18 protein-coding genes are annotated in these 19562 nt (G+C 63.3%); 9 read left to right on the forward strand and 9 right to left on the reverse strand.

Annotated elements, in window-relative coordinates; translation table 11 throughout:
- The coding region (locus RPS27_RS18450) for a DUF5939 domain-containing protein (RefSeq protein WP_313754152.1) at positions 1 to 923 on the reverse strand (923 nt) is incomplete at its 3' end.
- 405 nt (positions 924 to 1328) lie between these two features.
- Here RPS27_RS18450 and RPS27_RS18455 point away from each other — a divergent pair.
- Entirely contained in the window at positions 1329 to 2912 is a 1584-nt protein-coding gene (locus tag RPS27_RS18455; RefSeq protein ID WP_212065838.1) for a hypothetical protein, read from the forward strand.
- A 16-nt stretch (positions 2913 to 2928) separates the two neighbouring features.
- Complete coding sequence (locus tag RPS27_RS18460; protein ID WP_212065837.1) at positions 2929 to 3321, forward strand: hypothetical protein; 393 nt, start codon at positions 2929 to 2931, stop codon at positions 3319 to 3321.
- A gap of 362 nt (positions 3322 to 3683) precedes the next feature.
- On the opposite strand, the gene RPS27_RS18465 is transcribed toward RPS27_RS18460, so the two are convergent.
- Positions 3684 to 4421, reverse strand: a complete 738-nt coding sequence (locus RPS27_RS18465; RefSeq protein ID WP_212065836.1) for a HugZ family protein — start codon at positions 4419 to 4421, stop codon at positions 3684 to 3686.
- 241 nt (positions 4422 to 4662) lie between these two features.
- On the opposite strand from RPS27_RS18465, the gene RPS27_RS18470 reads away from it, so the two are divergent.
- From RPS27_RS18470 to RPS27_RS18490, 5 genes are all read left to right on the forward strand, one after another.
- Complete coding sequence (locus tag RPS27_RS18470; protein WP_008542552.1) at positions 4663 to 5364, forward strand: response regulator transcription factor; 702 nt, start codon at positions 4663 to 4665, stop codon at positions 5362 to 5364.
- A gap of 203 nt (positions 5365 to 5567) precedes the next feature.
- Positions 5568 to 7364, forward strand: coding sequence for a sensor histidine kinase (locus RPS27_RS18475; RefSeq protein WP_212065835.1), 1797 nt, complete (start codon positions 5568 to 5570; stop codon positions 7362 to 7364).
- A gap of 26 nt (positions 7365 to 7390) precedes the next feature.
- Complete coding sequence (locus RPS27_RS18480) at positions 7391 to 7915, forward strand: HPr kinase/phosphorylase (protein ID WP_212065989.1); 525 nt, start codon at positions 7391 to 7393, stop codon at positions 7913 to 7915.
- Positions 7916 to 8048: 133 nt separating this feature from the next.
- Complete coding sequence (locus RPS27_RS18485; protein ID WP_007597752.1) at positions 8049 to 8450, forward strand: PTS sugar transporter subunit IIA; 402 nt, start codon at positions 8049 to 8051, stop codon at positions 8448 to 8450.
- On the forward strand, positions 8447 to 8764 hold the full coding sequence (locus RPS27_RS18490; RefSeq protein ID WP_097657200.1) for an HPr family phosphocarrier protein: 318 nt from the start codon (positions 8447 to 8449) through the stop codon (positions 8762 to 8764). The genes RPS27_RS18485 and RPS27_RS18490 overlap by 4 nt, the downstream gene beginning before the upstream one ends.
- 76 nt (positions 8765 to 8840) lie before the next feature.
- Here RPS27_RS18490 and RPS27_RS18495 read toward each other — a convergent pair whose 3' ends face one another.
- Complete coding sequence (locus RPS27_RS18495) at positions 8841 to 10478, reverse strand: glycosyltransferase family 39 protein (protein WP_212065834.1); 1638 nt, start codon at positions 10476 to 10478, stop codon at positions 8841 to 8843.
- A 114-nt stretch (positions 10479 to 10592) separates the two neighbouring features.
- Between RPS27_RS18495 and lepA the strand changes: the two genes are divergently transcribed.
- Positions 10593 to 12404 (forward strand): translation elongation factor 4, encoded by a 1812-nt coding sequence (gene lepA / locus RPS27_RS18500; RefSeq protein WP_194405732.1) that lies wholly within the window; start codon positions 10593 to 10595, stop codon positions 12402 to 12404.
- Positions 12405 to 12593: 189 nt separating this feature from the next.
- On the opposite strand, the gene RPS27_RS18505 is transcribed toward lepA, so the two are convergent.
- Genes RPS27_RS18505 through RPS27_RS18530 form a run of 6 tightly spaced genes read right to left on the reverse strand, consistent with a single transcriptional unit; the run spans position 12594 to position 19090 of the window.
- Positions 12594 to 13832, reverse strand: a complete 1239-nt coding sequence (locus tag RPS27_RS18505) for an efflux RND transporter periplasmic adaptor subunit (RefSeq protein ID WP_211418778.1) — start codon at positions 13830 to 13832, stop codon at positions 12594 to 12596.
- 2 nt (positions 13833 to 13834) lie between these two features.
- Entirely contained in the window at positions 13835 to 16198 is a 2364-nt protein-coding gene (locus RPS27_RS18510; RefSeq protein ID WP_211418779.1) for an ABC transporter permease, read from the reverse strand.
- Positions 16199 to 16202: 4 nt separating this feature from the next.
- Positions 16203 to 16910 carry an ABC transporter ATP-binding protein gene (locus tag RPS27_RS18515; protein WP_211418780.1) on the reverse strand — a complete coding sequence of 236 codons (708 nt, stop codon included), beginning with the start codon at positions 16908 to 16910 and terminating at the stop codon, positions 16203 to 16205.
- 29 nt (positions 16911 to 16939) lie between these two features.
- On the reverse strand, positions 16940 to 18130 hold the full coding sequence (locus RPS27_RS18520) for an OpgC family protein (protein WP_259215414.1): 1191 nt from the start codon (positions 18128 to 18130) through the stop codon (positions 16940 to 16942).
- A 31-nt stretch (positions 18131 to 18161) separates the two neighbouring features.
- Entirely contained in the window at positions 18162 to 18836 is a 675-nt protein-coding gene (locus RPS27_RS18525; protein WP_212065832.1) for a methyltransferase family protein, read from the reverse strand.
- A complete protein-coding gene (locus RPS27_RS18530) occupies positions 18836 to 19090 on the reverse strand; it encodes a DUF2933 domain-containing protein (RefSeq protein WP_259215411.1) in 255 nt (84 codons plus the stop codon). The genes RPS27_RS18525 and RPS27_RS18530 overlap by 1 nt, the downstream gene beginning before the upstream one ends.
- 163 nt (positions 19091 to 19253) lie before the next feature.
- On the opposite strand from RPS27_RS18530, the gene RPS27_RS18535 reads away from it, so the two are divergent.
- Positions 19254 to 19502: a hypothetical protein gene (locus RPS27_RS18535; RefSeq protein ID WP_212065830.1), complete on the forward strand. Its 249-nt coding sequence runs from the start codon at positions 19254 to 19256 to the stop codon at positions 19500 to 19502.
- The last annotated feature ends 60 nt before the right edge of the window (positions 19503 to 19562 follow it).

A 19562-nucleotide genomic window follows, 5' to 3' on the forward strand; every position in this document is an offset into this window, starting at 1 on the left:
GCTTCATCGACGCGCTCCGAACGGAAGAGCTTGCGGAACGTCTGGCGCGTCAGCAGCATGCCACCCGAGACGTAGGGATCGAATTGGAGCGTCGGCTTTTCAGGCATCGCTAGGATTTCAGGCGGCCAGTTGATCAGGAGCAGCGAACCGCGCCTGGGACCGGTGTTGCTGATCTCGAAGAGCACGGGGCCCGAAGGGAGGGCCGAAACAGCTGGCGTGAACCGTTGCCCGTCATAGGCGATGCGAACGACCGTTTGAGTCTTCGGAACCTGCTCGGCAGAGGGAGCGAGCACGACCGGAAGCATGAAGCCCGCCTGCGTCTGGACGTTGACGCCGGAGAGTGCGCCCGGCTCGATCTCGGCCTGCAGCGTCGTCGTCAGGCCGGATGGCAGATAAGTCATTCCGCGGAGGAGGCCGCGCAGGAAATCGACAAATCGGGTTTGTCCGCCAGGCAGACGCCCGCTGTTGGCGAACATGAGCTTCCAGTGCAGATCTTCAATCGAAAGATTATCGATGTCATACAAAGCGAGGGGTCGGACTTGCGGCGAGACGGAGAAGGAAACCTCGATGAAGTCGTCCAGCTCCGTCTCGCCCTCGATATCGCACAGCCCGCAGACAAAATGGCTCCGAAGCGCACGGAGCCTCCCAAAACTCTCCAGCACCAGGCCCGAGTGGGGGCAGAGAATGTCCCAATGCATGTCGACCAGCCCGACACGAGCGGCGTGAAGAAATAGATCGATCGACTCCGGCTCAGCCACGCTGCGATCGCGGGCGAACGCCAGCGGATTGGCACGGTACAGGCTGACCTCGTCACCGCTACGGATCAGCGTTTCGAACTTGGAGATGACCCGCGGGCTCCAACTGCGGGCCTGCTCGATCTGGGTCATCTTGCTTTCGAGAAGCCGTTCGTCAATCAATGTCATTGATCGGCTCCTGGTGATGCAATCTGCGCCGGGCCGTCCTGAGCAACCGCTGCCCACGGGACATTGTATGGCAAGACTTTCAATCCTTCCATGTCGCTTATGGGTCAGAATGCGAAGAACTCAGGTTGAGCAAATCTAGTCCGCCGAGCACCAATGAGCGGACCTCCATTAGATGAGGCGCGACTTCGCTGATGGGCCACCTTCGGACGTGGCGCGGCGGAGGCGCTAATATCGGTCTTGATCGTCTCGGCTTCTGAGCACAACAAGCGTAAATCTCGCTGACATGCCTTGGAGTCCAAGTAGACATGGAGAGTGCCAGGTAGAAAAGGGTAGCTGGCCTCATGAAATCGGCATAACCTTTCAGTTCGCTCTGTTGGAATTCGAATGCTGCCATGGAGCTGGATCATGAAAAACAAATCATTCGCGGTTGCCGCCATAGCGGCGGCTGGACTTTCGCTCCCGCAACCAGCAATGGGACAATCGGACGACAAGCTCGGTACGGTGAATTTCGAAACATCGTGCAAACCGGAAGCGCAGAAGCTTTTTAGCCAGGGAATGTTGTACCAGCACTCGTTCTGGTACCGCGCCTCGCAAAAGGTTTTCGAAGATGCACTTAAGGCCGATCCCGAATGCGGCATTGCCTATTGGGGCATCGCGCTCAGCCTGTTGTGGAATCCGCATGTGCCGACGCCTGCGAAGAACCTCGCCGAGGGCGGGGCCATAATCGCGAAAGGAAAGAGTGTCGGCGCCAAGACTCAGCGCGAGCGCGACTACCTCGATGCGCTGGGCGTTATGTATGCCGACTACGACAAGGTCGATCACCGTACGCGCATGCAAGCTTACGCCAAGGCCATGGAGCAATTAGCACAGCGCTACCCCAATGATGACGAAGTGCAGATCTACTATGCGCTTGCCCTAAACACCTCGGCTTCGCCGGCCGACAAAACCTACGCCAACCAGCTCAAGGGCGCGGCAATCCTAGAGCCGATCGCAATACGCCAGCCGCAACATCCTGGCGTGGCGCATTACTTGATTCACCTTTACGATTATCCGCCGATCGCCGAGAAAGGCCTTGATGCCGCCCGACGCTACGCCAAGGTCGCGCCAGCGTCAGCTCATGCCCAGCACATGCCATCACACATCTTTACGCGCGTCGGTTACTGGAAGGAGTCGATTGCCTCCAACGTCGAATCATCGCGTGTCGCCAGCGCGGACAACGAGGGCCATGATCAGCTGCACGCTATGGATTATTTGGTCTACGCCTATCTACAACTTGGGCAGGATGAGAAAGCCGCAGCCATTATCGACGACATGAACGCGGTCACCGGCTTCACCGAGACTTTCATCGCCGGGCCATACGCGCTGGCAGCTTCGCCGGCACGCTACGCAGTGGAGCGCGGCGATTGGAAGGCTGCGGCGGCGCTTCAGGTTCGCCCTAGTCCGCTGGCTCACGTCCAGGCGATCACTCATTTCGCGCGAGCGCTAGGCGCAGCCCGGTCGGGCAATCCTGAAGCCGCCAAGGCTGACATCGCAAAGCTCGCTGAGCTGCGCGATAAGTTGCGCGATGCCAAGGACGCATATTGGTCGCAACAAGTCGACATTCAGCGGCAGGTCGCCACCGCCTGGCTGCTCTACGCCGAAGGCAACCGCGACGATGCGCTGAAGGCGATGAGTGCCGCTGCTGATGCCGAGGACAAGACCGAGAAGCATCCAGTGACGCCAGGCGTGCTCAGACCGGCGCGCGAACTCTATGGAGCCATGCTGCTCGAGAGCGGCAATGCCAATGAAGCACTTGCCGCCTTTGAGGCAACCCTGAGGAAGGAGCCAAACCGACTCGGCGCCTATGTGGGCGCGGCCAAGGCCGCAGAAAAGTCCGGTGACTCCGCCAAGGCCCGGGACTACTACGGCCAGGTCGTTGCGATCGCCGATGCTGCCGATAGCACCCGGATCGAGCTTGCCGAGGCGCGTGCGTTCCTGACGAAGCGCTGAGAAGCCGGCGAAAGCCATGAAACACACCGTGAGAGCAGCCCTTCTGCCGATCGTTCTGGGCATCCTTGCGAGCCCGGCCAGCGCTCAATCGCTTCAGGTCGTAGGATATTCTGGCCATTTGGGCGAGTGGGAGTTGACCGCCACCGTCACCGAAACGGTTTCCGGCCACACGAAGGAATACTCCGGGCCATTAACGATGAAGCACATCGGGGTGTGCACTCAGGATGGCCCGGAGGAGAAGACCGGTGAAATGCGTTTTCAGGTATCGGACTCATCATCCCAATTGAACGCGACATTCTCGGTTGCCGGCGTCGAATGCACCTACAGTGGACGACTGTCAGGCTCCTATACGGGCACCATGAAATGCCCCGATCGTCAGGCGGTTCCGCTCAAGCTGTGGCTGAGATAATTGCCTGCCAAGAAACATTCTCCTGGATAACAAGCGCCGAGAGCTGCGGACCATAAGCGAGCCAAACGAGATCTTGTGGGCGCCGGGTCCGTTCAGTCCGCATCAGCGGATACGCGCTAACGTTGGCACGTCAGTTTGCCGCCTGTCGCAGACAATTGCAGCGCGGCTCCGGCGGAGCGGATGACAGGAACGGTCGCGCGTTTAACGGCGCTCTCGCGCAGTCCCGTCCACATGGCGAATGACGGCGTCACATGTTGCGAGCGCTGCGACTTCCGGTCCGGGTCATCAGCAGTACTGCTCCACCCAATCAGAAAACTTCCGCTCGGCGCTCAGAGCCGACCTCGATTTCGGGAGTACACGCCCTAGTCGCCCACCTTGCCGCGCGCTTCGCCAGCGAGACGCACCAGCATCTTGCGCAGCGAGGTGCCGTCCGTGACCCGCTCCGGAAAGTCGAGCCGCAGCGCGATCTGGCCGTCCTGCATGTCGAGACCATCAGGATCGCAGCCGGTGCAGCGCCAGTCGCCCGCGGCCGCGCCCAGCAGCTTGGTCGCGTAGAGGCCCATGGCCTCGCGATGGTCGGCATTCATGTGGTCGACAGCGCCCTCCTCCGCCGCCAGCAGATCCTCGGCGCCGGTGAGGTCCGTGAGGAATCGCTCGGGCTTGAGGTCGACGATCCTGCCGAAACCGGCGACCAGATGGGTTCCCGTGGGGCGGATCCGGAAAAAGGAGAAATCCTTAAAAGAAACAAAGCCTTCCGCAGACGGATGGGCATTGAGATACCGCCGCTGCAGCAGTTTCCTTTCTGAATCCGCCTGCTCCGCCCGGCCGGACAGCATGATTCGCGCGCCTTCCAGCGGATCGCCTGCCGCTCGCTCGTCCAGCATCAGCGAGACCCGGCTGTCCGCCAGGATGTTCCTGGTGTGCACGGCAAGGCCCGAGATCAGCAAAATGGGCGAGCCGTCGGGGTGGCTGGCCAGATTGACCAGGGAACAATAGGGGTCGCCGCTGCCGGCCATCAGGGTTGCCAGCGCCCCCTGCCGCGATCGCCGCAGCAGGGATTTGGCGAGCTTTGAGGGGTCGAAATCAGGGGTCGGTTGCATCGGCTTTCTCGGCTCAGGTGGTTGCAAGGGGGGCCTTTTTTCGGGTAAACGGGGGCCTGGTTATGGGTCGACATGCGGCGAATCTGCTGCATTTCGTGGAACTTGGTCACACTTCAGCCCAGCTTGCATTGCTCGGTGACAAGGTTCGAACGCCGACTTCGGCACCCATGTATGCGGCGCATCAGTGGATTGCTCGCCGTTTCAAGCCACGACCCAAACGGACAGCAGAAAGCAGAGGCTCATGCCCACAATCGCTTTGGTCGACGACGACCGCAACATTCTCACATCCGTCTCGATCGCGCTGGAAGCCGAAGGCTACCGCATCATGACCTACACCGACGGCGCCAGCGCGCTTGACGGTTTCCGTACCACCCAGCCCGACCTCGCCATCCTCGACATCAAGATGCCGCGCATGGACGGCATGGAGACGCTGCGCCGCCTCAGGCAGAAGTCCGACCTGCCGGTGATCTTCCTGACCTCCAAGGACGAGGAGATCGACGAGCTGTTCGGCCTCAAGATGGGCGCCGACGACTTCATCCGCAAACCGTTCTCGCAGCGCCTTTTGGTCGAGCGCGTCAAGGCGGTGCTGCGCCGCTCGGCACCGAAGGACCCGACCGTCGCGCCGAAGGAGAACGACGCCAAGGCGCTCGACCGCGGCCTGCTGCGCATGGATCCGGAACGGCATACCTGCACCTGGAAGAACGAGCCGGTGACGCTGACCGTCACCGAATTCCTGATCCTGCAGGCGCTGGCGACCCGTCCCGGCGTGGTGAAGAGCCGCAACGCGCTGATGGACGCCGCCTATGACGACCAGGTCTATGTCGACGACCGCACCATCGACAGCCACATCAAGCGGCTGCGCAAGAAGTTCAAGGTGGTCGACAACGAGTTCGAGATGATCGAGACGCTCTACGGCGTCGGCTACCGTTTCAAGGAAGCCTGAGGCGGCGGGCGCCTTCGCAAAACACTTACGAGCATCTCCGGTTCTCGTTCCATCGGGACCGGGATTGCTCCAAGCGCGATGAGATCATCGCACGTTGGATTATTTCTTGAGCATGATCCTTCGGAAAACCGCTGCACACTTTTCCGGATCATGCTCTAGGATGCAGGGACCCTCAAAGAGCTGTCCTAACGCAGGCGTAAGCATTGCTGGACCGAACGCAGCCTGATCCAAACCGGAGCGCCGGGGATGTCACATCCGACGGCGTTCAGCAGCAATTTGCCGAAGACAAGCCGCAGGGCTTCCGGCCGCTGAACTGGCTGAAGCGCGCCGGTCAGTTCTTCTTCGCGCTGTCCTTCTCCAGCCTGACCCGCCGTATCGTCTCGCTCAACCTTGCCGGCCTCGTCGCGCTGGTCGCCAGCATCCTCTATCTGTCGCAATTCCGCGCCGGCCTGATCGACGCGCGGGCGCAGAGCCTGTTGGTACAGGCCGAGATCATCGCCGGCGCGATCGCGGCCTCGGCCACGGTGCAGACCAACGCCATCACCATCGATCCCGACCGGCTGCTCGACCTCAAGCCGGGCGAGACCTATGGCGGCTCGGACGAATATTCGCCGCTGGACTTCCCGATCAATCCGGAGCGGGTCGCGCCGGTGCTGCGCACGCTGATCTCGCCGACCAAGACGCGGGCCCGCATCTACGATCCGAACGGCAGCCTGCTGGTCGACAGCCGCAACCTCGAAAACGTACTGCGCTACAATCTGCCGCCGCCGGCCGAAAAGCCCGGCATCGTCGAACGCGGCATGGTCGCGGTGCGCACCTGGCTGAACCGCGGCGACCTGCCGCTCTATCGCGAGCTCGGGCCCGAGAACGGCAACGGCTATGCGGAGGTGAGCGATGCGCTGCAGGGCCAGAAGCGCTCGATGGTGCGGGTCAATGTGCGCGGCGAGGTGATCGTCTCGGTCGCGGTCCCCGTGCTGCGCTCGCGCGCGATCCATGGCGCCTTGATGCTGTCGACGCAAGGCGACGACATCGACCAGATGGTCACCGCCGAGCGCCTCGCCATCCTGAAGGTCGGCGGCGTCGCCGCCACCGTCATGATCATGCTGTCGCTGCTGCTCGCGAGCACGATCGCCGGGCCCGTGCGCCGGCTCGCCGACAGCGCCGAGCGCGTCCGCCGCCGCATCAAGGCCCGCATCGAGATTCCCGATTTCACCCGCCGCCGCGACGAGATCGGCCATCTCTCGGGCGCATTGCGCGACATGACGAGCGCGCTCTACAGCCGCATCGAGGCGATCGAGATGTTCGCCGCCGACGTTGCGCATGAGCTGAAGAACCCGCTGACCTCGCTGCGCTCGGCGGTCGAGACGCTGCCGCTGGCCCGCAACGAAAACAGCCGCGCCCGCCTGCTCGAGGTTATCGAGCACGACGTCAAGCGGCTCGACCGCCTGATCTCCGACATCTCCGACGCCAGCCGCCTCGATGCCGAATTGCAGCGCCAGGATGCGATCCCGGTCGATCTGCGCCGCCTGCTGACGACACTGGTGTCCGTTGCCAATGAAACCAAGCTCGGCCACGACGTCGCGGTCGAGACCCGCTTCGAAGGCCGCAGCCCGACCGACACCTTCGCCGTGACCGGCCACGATTCACGGCTTGGGCAGGTGGTCTCCAACCTGCTCTCCAACGCGCAGTCGTTTTCCGAGCGCGGCAACAAGGTGCGCCTCACCTGCCGCCGTGTGCGCGGAGAGATCGAGATCGTGGTCGACGACGACGGCCCCGGCATTCGCGACGACGCGCTGGAGCGCATCTTCGAGCGCTTCTACACCGATCGTCCGCATCAGGGCTTTGGCCAGAACTCCGGCCTCGGCCTCTCGATCTCCAAGCAGATCATCGACGCCCATGGCGGACGGATCTGGGCCGAGAATCGCGCCGGCCCGCCGGATGACGAGGGCGTGCCCACAGTTGCCGGCGCGCGCTTCGTGGTGAGACTGCCGGCGCTATGAGCCAAGGTAGCTTGAACGAAGGCAGCTTGAACGATGGCGCGCCCAGCGTGCACGCCACCGCGGTCAAGGTCGGGCCTCTGGCGGTGCTGATCCGCGGGCCCTCGGGCTCCGGCAAGTCGCGCCTTGCCTTTGATTTGATCATGGCGGGACGTTCGGGCGTGGTCGACAGGGCCGTTCTGGTCGGGGATGACCGTGTCCATCTGGCGACAGTCGGCGATGAAATTGAGGTCCGCCCCGCGCCCCGTCTTGAGGGCCTGATCGAGATCCGGGGTCTCGGGATCCGCCGCTGCGACTTCGTGGAGCATGCGACCGTCGGTCTCGTGGTCGATCTCGACGCCGCGGACGCCGAGCGCCTGCCGCCGCCGGAATCCCTAAAAATCAGCATTTCCGGTGTCGAAATACCGCGAATCCCTGTCGGCCGCGACACTTCACCCCTCCCCCTGGTTGTTGCGGCCTTGACCACTACCAAGAGTTCATCTTCCGTTAACCCTTCAGGCGATTGTTTGAAGGGAAATGGTAACCATATGAACCCCACTATCGCGACCGAATAGACCGGCGCAGCTCCCCTCATCCATCCGTCTAGATTCAGGGAGATACGCAACATCCCCTCTTGCGCAGGGGCTCTGGATGGTCAAAGTGGCGCGTTCGTGCGGTGCACCAAAAGCGCCCGCGAGGAGTTTTCCGATGATTGGTCTAGTACTTGTGACCCACGGGCGCCTTGCCGACGAATTCAAGGCAGCGCTTGAACATGTCATGGGCCCACAAAAGCAAATCGAAGCGATCACGATCGGCGCCGAAGATGATTCCGATCTCTGTCGAAGCGACATCATCGAGGCGGTTAACCGCGTCGATTCCGGCGATGGCGTTGCGATCCTCACCGACATGTTCGGCGGCACACCGTCGAACCTTGCAATATCCTGCATGAGCCGGCCCAAGGTCGAAGTGCTCGCAGGCATCAACCTTCCCATGCTGGTGAAGCTCGCCAAGGTCCGCGAGGAGCGTCCCCTGCCGGACGCGATCGCGATGGCCCAGGAAGCGGGCCGCAAATACGTCACCATCGCCAGCCGGGTGCTCGCCGGCAAATGAGCGACGACGCGCCACAAGCGGGGACAGGCGTGCCCGCGGGCGCGATCTCCAAGGATCTCCTGATCATCAACAAGCGCGGCCTGCATGCGCGCGCCTCGGCGAAGTTCGTCCAGGCCGTCGAGCGCTTCGACGCGCAAGTCTGGGTGACGCGCGGCGGCGAGACCGTGGGCGGCACCTCGATCATGGGCTTGATGATGCTCGCCGCGGGACCTGGCACCACCATCACCGTCGCCGCCGCCGGCACCGACGCCGAGGCCGCGCTCGCGGCGATCACCGAGCTCGTTGAAAGCAAGTTCAACGAGGAAGGGATTTAGCTGCCCGTTGTCATTCCGGGTCGATGCGCAGCATCGAACCCGTTCACGCTTGGCGTGCCCCGGAACGACGACAACCTCACTTCCCCGGCGGCGCGATGTAGATGTTCCAGCTCATCGACGGGCCGGCTTTGCCGTGGGTAAAGCGGCGGGTCGTCATCACGATGCGCTCGGCGTTGGGCGCGGTCTCCGACACCCATTTCTCGAATGCAGGCAGACGGCCGTCGGTCGGATCGAACACGCCGATGAAGCCGTACTTCTTGGCATCGTCGCGCGAGGTCAATCCGGAATCCCAGGCCTCCAGCGGCAGCAATGCCGACGGATGATCAGGACTGTAGAAGACCAGCGGCTGGATCTGCTCCATCGTGCCGGCAACGACGGCCCAGCGCGAGGCGAAGCGGCTGTGCCAGGCTTGCGTCAATTGGCGCGCGAGCTCCGAGCGCGCGCCGTAGATCTGCGCGTTGCCGGCATTGGCCGCCATCTCGCGCGCGGCGATCCAGGGCGAGGCGGCGAGCGTCGCGACGCTGAGCACGAGCCAGATCGCGGTGATGTTGAACAACACTGCGCTCTGCACCCGCAGCGCCGGAATCGCGACCAGTGCCAAGGGCACCAGGAAAAACAGCGAGATGCCCCAATCCGTCTTCATGTAGATGCTGAAGGCGAGTGCACCGAGCGGCGGGCCGACCGCAACGATGACCTGCACGATCCAGACATTCAGCGCCTGCGAAAGGTTGACGCCCGGATTGGCGCCGCGCGCCCAGGCGCGCGTGACGATGCGCGAGGGCGCGCGCAGCAGCAGCTTGAACCACGGCGGCACCCACGCCATCGCCAGCGCGGCGAGCGCCACCGGCAACGCCAGCAGCGCAATGTTATGCAGGGCATAGCCGGCCACGAGCTGATGCAGAAGACGGTCGTCATGGAGACTGTAGGTGTCGCCGGCATAGGTCAGCGGCACGAAATGCGCCTCCGCCAGCCAGACGATGTGCGGGATCATCGCCGCGACCATCGTCGCGATCGCCACCCACGGCGCCGGCGAGGCGAGGAATTTCAGCCGCTCCGGATGGATCAGCGCGGCAAGGCCGATGGCGCCGATCATGGTCAGCACCCAATATTTGGTCATCAGCGCCAGCGCGCCGGCAAGGCCGAGCCAGAGGCCCGATTGCCAGCTGCGCTTCTCGAACGCGTTGAGATAGGCGAGCACGAGCAGCGGCAGCGTGACGAGCTGCAGCAGGTCCGGATTGTACTTGAAGCCCTTGAAGTTGAAGATCGGATAGAGCGCGACCATCACCACGGCCAGGAACGCGCGCCGCGCATCCACGACGCGCAAGGCCACCAGCCAGCAGATCACCATGCCGAGGCCGACGGTCGCCATCGCCAGCGCGTAGGTCGCCCAATCCGTCGCCGGGAACGCCGTGAACCAGAGGCCGGCGACCCAGCCCGACAGCGGCGGATGCTTGCCGTAACCCCAGAGGAATTTCTGGCCCCAGCCCCAGGCTTCCGCGACGTCCATGTGAACGTCCTGCGCGGCCTTGAGATTGATCAGGATGAAGGTCCAGAGCACCGCATGCAGGATGGCGAGCTCAATCACCAGCCACAATCTCGCCTCGGGGCGGATTGCGCAGGCGACCAGCCAGGCCCGGAAGCGGTCGAAGCTCAGGCGGGTTTTCGCGCGTGCCTTGGGACGTGCCTTGGCGGTGGGGAGAGACGTGGTCGACATAGGCCGTTGCCTAGCGCGTTTTGGGCGATGGTGGAATCAGCTTGGCGTGAACAAAGGCCCTGAAATTACAGCAATATGGTTGCCGCACGGGGATGTGAGTGGTATCCCGCGCCCATGACGACCGTCCCCATTTCGAACATCCGCAATTTCTCCATCGTCGCCCATATCGACCATGGCAAATCGACGCTGGCCGACCGCCTGATCCAGATGACCGGCGGCCTCTCCGACCGCGAAATGGCGGGCAAGGAGCAGGTGCTCGATTCCATGGACATCGAGCGCGAGCGCGGCATCACGATCAAGGCGCAGACGGTGCGCCTCGCCTACCGCGCCAAGGACGGCAAGGACTACATCTTCAACCTGATGGACACGCCCGGCCATGTCGACTTCGCCTACGAAGTCTCGCGGTCGCTGGCGGCCTGCGAGGGTTCCCTGCTGGTGGTCGACGCCAGCCAGGGCGTCGAGGCGCAGACGCTCGCCAACGTCTACCAGGCGCTCGACAACAATCACGAGATCGTCCCGGTCCTGAACAAGGTCGACCTGCCCGCGGCCGAGCCCGAGAAGATCAGGCAGCAGATCGAGGACGTCATCGGTATCGACGCTTCCGACGCGGTGATGATCTCGGCCAAGACCGGTCTCGGCATCCCAGACGTGCTGGAAGCCATCGTCACCCGCCTGCCGCCGCCGAAGGGCGACCGCGACGCGACCTTGAAGGCGCTGCTGGTCGACAGCTGGTATGACGTCTATCTCGGCGTCGTCGTTCTCATCCGCGTCGTCGACGGCGTCATGAAGAAGGGCAGCCGCGTGCGCATGATGGGCACCGGCGCTGCCTACGACGTCGAGCGCGTCGGCTTCTTCACGCCGAAGATGCAGCAAGTCGACGAGCTCGGCCCCGGCGAGATCGGCTTCATCACCGCCGCAATCAAGGAAGTCGCCGACACCCGCGTCGGCGACACCATCACCGACGACAGGAAGCCGGTCACCGAGATGCTGCCGGGCTTCAAGCCGGCGATCCCCGTCGTGTTCTGCGGCCTGTTCCCGGTCGACGCCGACGACTTCGAGACGCTGCGCGCGGCGATGGGCAAGCTGCGGCTCAACGACGCCAGCTTCTCCTTCGAGATGGAAACGTCGGCCGCGCTCGGCTTCGGCTTCCGCTGCGGCTTCCTCGGACTTCTGCACCTCGAGATCATCCAGGAGCGGCTGTCGCGCGAGTTCGACCTCAATTTGATCGCGACCGCGCCGAGCGTCATCTACAAGATGAAGCTCACCGACGGCACCGAGCTCGAGATCCACAATCCCGTCGACATGCCCGACGTGGTCAAGATCGAGGAGATCCAGGAGCCCTGGATCGAGGCGACGATCATGACGCCGGACGAATATCTCGGCAGCGTGTTGAAGCTGTGCCAGGACCGCCGCGGCTCGCAGAAGGAGCTCACTTATGTCGGCTCCCGCGCAATGGTGAAATACGATCTGCCGCTCAACGAGGTCGTGTTCGACTTCTACGACCGCCTGAAGTCGGTCTCCAAGGGCTATGCCTCGTTCGACTATCATCTGACCGACTACAAGCCGGCCGATCTCGTCAAGATGCAGATCCTCGTCAATGCCGAGCCGGTCGATGCGCTCTCCATGCTCGTGCATCGCACCCGCGCGGAAGGGCGCGGCCGCGCCATGGTCGAGAAGATGAAGGAGCTGATCCCGCCGCACATGTTCCAGATCCCGATCCAGGCGGCGATCGGCGGCAAGGTGATCGCGCGCGAGACGGTGCGCGCGCTGCGCAAGGACGTCACCGCGAAATGCTACGGCGGCGACATCACGCGCAAGCGCAAGCTTCTGGAGAAGCAGAAGGAAGGCAAGAAGAAGATGCGGCAGTTCGGCAAGGTCGACATCCCGCAGGAAGCTTTCATTGCCGCGCTGAAGGTGGATAGCTGAGGCGGGGCTGGCGACGCGCCGGCCCGACCTCAGTACCCGGCCAAACAAAAAACACGAAAACAACCCCATGCACAGTAGCCGCCCCCTTGGCGGCATTGGGTTTTTTCGATTGCTTTACGAAGCCGGATTGCCCCGTCGGGCAAAACAGGGGCATGATGCGACCATCGAATAGCGTTGGATAGGGACCGCCTAATCTTCACCCCTCTGCGCGATCCTGACCCCATCGCTGATCCGGTCGCTCGGATGCAGCACGACCCTGGCACCGGCGGCGAGGCCAGAGACGATCTCGGCGACGCGGTTGTTGCGGTGGCCGATCTTAACGAGAGTCGTCTTGGCGCGACCGTTTTCGTCGACAAAGACAGCCCATTGGTCGCCTTTCCGGAACAAGGCGCTCACCGGCACGGTCAAGGCGTCTTGTGCACTCCAGGTGGTGACGTGAACGACCACACGATAGTCGTGTCCGAGTGAGGCCCACGCTTCGGGCGGATCGCTGAAGTCGATGGTCACGCGGACCCGCTGCTCCTCGATGCCGAGCGCGGAGACTTTCAGGAAGCCGGCGGGGTCCACGCGTACCACCTTGCCCTTGATGGGCTGTCCGCCCCAGCCGTCGATCCGGACCGGCGCGCCAACCTTGATTTGGACGGCGTCCGTCGAGAGCAAGTCGGCGACGACCTCGAGATCGGTGGGATGCCCGATGTCGATCAGCGGCGCCCCGGGCGCAACGGTGGCCTCGCTGTCCTGAATGATCCTGAGCACCCGTCCGCTCGCCGGCGCAAGCACCCGGACGCAGCATGTCGGCTCCGCCGACGAGGCGGCGTTGGCGGGGTCCATCAGACGCGCGGCCAGACTGGTGCGCACCGCGCGACGCATGTCGATCTGAGCCTTCGCGCTCGCCAAGGCGGCCTCGTTGGTGGCGACTTCGAACTTCGCCTTATCGAACGCCTGAGCGGAAACGGATTGCGTACGCAGCAACGTCTGCGCCCTCTGGAATTCGGTCCGAGCAAAGTCCAGCGCGGCTTCGATCCGCTTCACCTCGGCTTCCTGTTGCTGGATGGCAGCATCCGCAGCCAGGACTTCGGCCTGGAGCTGGTCGCGCGAGCGAACGTCGATGAAGCCCGGCAGCGTCGGCTGCATCAGGGCGATGACGGTCTGGTTGGCTGCGACCTCGTCGCCGACGTGGAGCGAGGGCCCGTGCTCGCCGAGCGGATGCGAAATCCTCAGCACTTTGCCGGCGATCGGCGCCGACACGGTGTAGACGTGGCGAACGTGGGTCTTGCCGTCGTCGTCGGCCGTGACTTCTATCGGCCCCTTCGCGATCGTTGCGAGATCCACCAGGACCGGCCGCGGCCAGGCGAACCAGGCCAGTCCTGCCGCGATCGCCCCCAAGGCCGCGGCACCGATGATACGTTTGGTCCAGTTTCCCGGCATGGCTAATCCCGCGTCTTGAGGACCGCGACGAGGTCCAGTCTGTCGATTCGCTCGCGAATGACGAAAGCTGAGGCGATGGCGGCCAGAACCACCACGGCGGTGGCAACCACGTAGGTCGAATGTTCGACGACGAGGCGAACGCGCATCAGTTCGCCGGCGAGGTTCGTCTTCATGACCCACGCCAGCCCATATCCCATCAGCCAACCGGGCGGCTGCGCGATCAGCGTCAGGATGGCGAGCTCCAGCAGCAATATCCGCAGGACTTCGCCGCGCGTGAAGCCAAGCACCCGCAGGCTGGCCAGTTCGCGCGCGCGTTCGGAGAGCGAAATCCTGGCGTTGTTGTAAACGACGCCGAACGCAATCACGGCGGCGAGCCCGGTGTAGATGCTCGCCATTGTGGTGACGATCAGCGCCACGGTCTTGCGGAAATTTGCCAACGACACGCGCTGCAGCGCCACGCCGCCGACCGTCGGCATGGACTTCACTGCGGCGTAGAAGTCCTCCTTGCGGGTCTGGTCGAGGCTGAGATTCACGCTGTTCACGACGGGCGCCTCGCGCATCAGCTTCCGAAGCGCCTCGATGTCCATCATTCCCCGGATGCCGAAGTAGTCCTCGACGGTGGCCACGATCGGCATCGTCACGGTGCGCCGGGCTCCCTCGAGCAGATCGAGCTCGACGGTGTCGCCGGCTCCCACCCCGAGAATCTGACCGAGCATGCTGGAGATCGCGAGGCCCGTCTCCGGAAGCACGACGGGCCGGAGGTCGGCGTCGATGATGCGCCGGAGATCGGCACCCGCGGGCCGGCCGCTGATCGCAATGCGCCGTTCGACGTTGCCATGGCGGATCCGGACAGGCACCTCGCGGAATGGCTCGGCCGCAAGAACGCCCGGCAGCCGATTCACTTGCTGCACCACGTTCTCGATCCGCTTTTCGGCGAAGCCAATGGTCGCGTCCTGCCGGTCCGCGAGGAAGTAGGTTACGTCGATCAGGTGCTCCATCGAGTCTCGCGTGAACAACGAGACGACCAGGATGGCGGTCGCCAGCGCCATCCCAAGCGCCGTAAACGCGGCGCGGACCGGGTGCCGCGCGATGTTGCGGATCATCATCAGCGTCGGCTGCGACACGATCTGGTCGAGCTCGATGCTCGCCGGCAGCAGCCGCCGGTAGACCGGCGGGGCCGGCGGTTGCATGGCGACGGCCGGCGGTAGCTTTACCACTTCGCGCAGCGCCCGGAACGCGCCGACGGACGCAGCGGCCGCGCTAAGCGCGCCCGCGGTGACGTACAGATCCGGAGCCTTCGCGAACACCAGGAACGGGAAGTGGAAGAAGTCCCCGAACAGCGCGGTGACGCGCAAGCCGAGCCAGGTGCCGGCGATGCCCCCGATGATGATGCCGAGCGCGACGATCAGGGCGACGAACTTGAAATAGTGCAGCACGATGCTGCCTTCCGCATAGCCCAACGCCTTCAGGAGACCGATCTGCTCGCGTTCGAGCGCGACCAGGCGGGTCAGGGTGAGATTGACCAGGAATGCGGCCACCAGCAGGAAAATCGGCGGCAGCGTGCGGCTCATGTTGTTGAGCATGTCGAGCTCATGATCGAGCCAGGCGTGCGAGGTCTGATCCTTGCGGCCGTGGGCCGCCTGCCCGCCAAAGGGATCGAGCAAGGCGTCGAGCCGAGCGATCACCTCGCGCTCGGAAGCGCCCGGCTGCAGCTTGACCGACACGGCCGAGAATGCGCCGTCGAGATCGTAGACACCGGCGAGCGCCTTTTCCGACATCCAGACGATGGCGTAGCGGCGATCATCCGGCATCAGGTCGCCGGGGGCGACGGTGTAGACGAACTCGGGCGACAGCGCCGTACCGACGATGACCAGCTCGCGCTTCTTGCCGTTCAGAATGGCCGAGAACCGCGCACCTTCCGCAAAGCCGTGGGCGCGGGCGAACGGCTCGTTGACGATCACTTCCTCCGTCCGCCCCGGCTCGGGAAGTCGCCCTGATCGCACATAGAGCCGATTGAGGTGCGGCTCGCCGTTGTCGGGCAGCGATACGAAATGGGCGCTGGCCGGCTCGGAGAAGCCGGGAATGTCGAGCAGCGCCGGCTTGGCGATGCGGGTATCGACCGCAGCGACGCCGGGTATTTCGCCGATCCTGCCGGCGAGCGCCTTGGGTGCCCGCTTCGCTTGGGCGAAGACGTCGGCAAAGCCGTAGCGTTCGTAATACGCGATCCTGGTCTCCTCCAGCGATCGGTGCGAGCCGACCGCGAGCACGAGCGTCGCGACGCCGCCACCGACCACCAGCGCGACGGCGAGCACCTGCGCCCAGAGCCGCCTGACGTCCCGGAACAGCTTGATGTCGAGCGCTGTCATGCCGTCACCAAGTGAGCTCGGCGGCTTGCCGCCGGCTTTCGTTGTTGCGGATGCGGGAGATCCGGCCGTCGGCAAAGAACAGCACGCGATCGGCGACCTCTTGGATGCCGGCGTTGTGCGTGATGATCACGGTGGTCGTGCCGAGCTGACGGTTGACGCCAAGCAACGCCTCGATGACGCGAATGCCGGTCTTCGAGTCCAATGCTCCCGTCGGCTCGTCGCACAGCAGCACCGCCGGGCGCTTGGCGATCGCGCGCGCGATGGCGACGCGCTGTTGCTCGCCGCCCGACAGTTGCGCAGGAAAGTGATGCATCCGCTCTTCGAGCCCGACGAGTGCAAGGGCCTCGGCCGGCCGCATCGGGTTCTTCGCGACCTCGGTGACCAGCGCGACGTTTTCGAAAGCCGTGAGGCTCGGCACCAGATTGTAGAACTGGAAGACGAAGCCGACATGGTCGCGTCGGTACTTCGTCAGCTCACGATCTCCGAGATTGGTCAGATCGAGATCTCGGAACAACAGCCTGCCGCTGGACGGCCGGTCGAGACCGCCCATGATGTTGAGCAACGTCGTCTTGCCGCTGCCGGAAGGGCCGAGCAACACGACGACCTCCTTCTCGGCGATGTCGAGATCGACCTCGTTGAGGGCATGCACCACCACCTCGCCGGAGACGTAGGTCTTGGTCAATCCCTTCGCGGTGAATACGGCATCTCTCATGGAATTTGCCTGCGCATTCGCGTTCAAAATTACAACGGCCGAAGGTTAGGAAGCACGCCGCGATCGATAGCGGCGAGCAATATCGCTATCGCGCTCAGCAGGCCGAGGCCCACGAGCGTGATCACCGTCTGCGATGCCATTCCGCTCCAGCCCAGGCTGAGCACCGCATGAGCCGCAAAGGACAGCAAGACACCGATACAATAGGTCGCAAGCGAGTATTCGCCGCATCTGATCAGCGGAAGCAGTGCTCTGGTCTTCAAAATGGCGGCATTGCTCGGCAGAAGGCGCCAACAGAGCAGTGCAAGCGCGACAAAATGCAACAGCCGCAAGACGTCGAGATTGGTCTTGTCGATCGGATAGATCAGCCGCGACAACCATCCCGGCACGTAATCTTCAATGGCGTGGATCTGCCAGCCCAAGGTGATCACGAACGAGAACAGGACGAAGCTCGCCGCCAGCACGGCAAGCGCCCGGGATTTGAGAATAGCAAGCTGCCAATCGCCGCGGTTCGCACCCCACCAGACGCCGATGACGAACAGCAACTGCCAGTTCAGCGGATTGAAATAGAGTTGCCCTTTTGGATAGGCCGGAATGTACCAGTCAAACAGATGGGCGAGAACGTAGATAGCAACGGATCCGGTCAACGCCAGCGGCCAGGCGCCTATCGCGAGCGGCAGGATCAGGACGAGCGCGAAGTGCAGGATGACCATCAACAACAGAGGGTCCAGGTTGACCGGAGAATAGCGCAGCATGGCCGCCTGAAGTAGTGTTTCTCCGGGCTGTTGCAGCAGGATGGCCAGGTTGGCGTGATCGAACATGTCGGGCTGCCATGTCGCGATGTAGGACACTTCCGCCAGCAACAGGACGACCGTCAGGATTTGCGCGATATAGATCTCGCACGAACGCCTCAGCATGCGTAAGCTCGCAACCCCAAAGCCGGAGCGGCGAAACAGGTCGCCGTAGACGATACCGGACGCCAAGCCCGACAAGAACACGAGAATCTCTGCCGCGTCGCTGAAGCCGAAATTCTTGGGCGTGAACCTGTTCAGATAGCTTTCTGGGATGTGATTGATGAAGATCCACCACAGGGAAAACCCACGGAACAGGTCGATCCGGAGATCGCGCTTCATCAAAGCGGGCGGTATGGTCGCAATCGGTTTCACTCTTGCGCGCTGTCTCTCCTGATGGGTGCACCTCCTTGCATTGGCAAAGTGCTTCACGGACCGACTCCTGTGAGCTGATCGTCCGGAATCAGCCGCGACGATAGATGCCGGCCGAGCCCTGTCGGAGGATTCGGCTCAGGCGCGGTATGAAACCGGGGACATCAGCAGCGTACTTCGCATAGGCCTCGCCGAATTCCACCCTGGCATCCCTCTGCTCGTCCCTGGCGAGCTTCACGTACATGACGGTCAAGACCGGAAACATCGCCAGCGTGAGGATAGTGGGCCATTGCAACACGAAGCCGAGCATCACCAGGATGAAGCCGACATATTGCGGATGCCGGACGTAGCTGTAAGGCCCGGTGGTTGCGAGGCTGCGGATCTGCTGCGCGTCGTACCACACCCTCCAGGCCGCTGAGATCAGGATGAACCCTGCACCGATGAAGATGAAGCTCAGAATGTGGAACGGACCCCCGTGCGGATTGGTCTTCCAGCCGAACATCATCTCGAGCAGGTGGCCGGCGTCGTGCGAGAACCAGTCGATGTTCGGGTAGCGTGACTGCAGCCAGCCGGACAGGAAGTAGATGGTCAGCGGGAAGCCGTACATCTCCACGAACAGCGCTACCAGAAAGGCGCTGAAGGCGCCGAACGAACGCCAGTCGCGCGACGTCTGCGGCTTGAAGAAGCTGTAGGCGAACAGGATGAACACCGCCGAGTTGACGATGACGAGGCTCCACAGACCATAGGCGGCCGCCGTGTCGTGCATCACACGCTCCCGGGATCGTTCGGCCGGCCGCCGCCGTGGTGGTGGTGACCGTGTCCGTGCATAAAGAAGTGCATCAGGGGACAGGCCAAGAGCGGCAGCCAGACAAACAGTCCGAGAACATGAGCCCTGTGCTCGGTGAACAAAAGTATGCCGGCGATGACGAGGAAGCCGGCCAGAACCAGGCCAGCCTTGGCTTTGGTCGACATATCCGACTGCAGGCGCTCTCCATCCCGGGCATCGTGCGCTACGGACATCGGCACGCTCCTATGATCGTTGCAGCATAGGAGGGCCGCTGCCATCGCTGTTGAGGTAGATCAACGACTCTCTGGCCGCGCGGCGGAGCCTCTTGACATGTATCAAAGCCGGCATGGGGCGGACGGCTGAGATCAAACTTCCGCAAGGTCCGGAGATTTGAACATGACCACCAAAATGCTCCTCGCCACCATCGGCGTCGTGTCCCTGCTGGCCGCTCCCGCGATGGCCCAATCGACCGACAAAGAGCAGAACGGCCATCACTACAGCGGCGGCCCGAAGACCGAGGTCCCGCACCACATGGGCAAGAAAGAGACGACCGGCCGCTCAACGAAAGCTGCGTCGGGCGGACATCATTACACCGGCGGACCCAACTCGTCCGCGCCGCACCACATGGGTGACAAGACCAAGTGAAGCGCGACGTCCGCCGGCCAAGGCGTCCGGCGGATCATCATTGTGCGAGCTGTTGAAGCA

This window comes from Bradyrhizobium sp. WYCCWR 12699, assembly GCF_032144035.1.
In the GTDB taxonomy this organism is placed as follows: domain Bacteria; phylum Pseudomonadota; class Alphaproteobacteria; order Rhizobiales; family Xanthobacteraceae; genus Bradyrhizobium.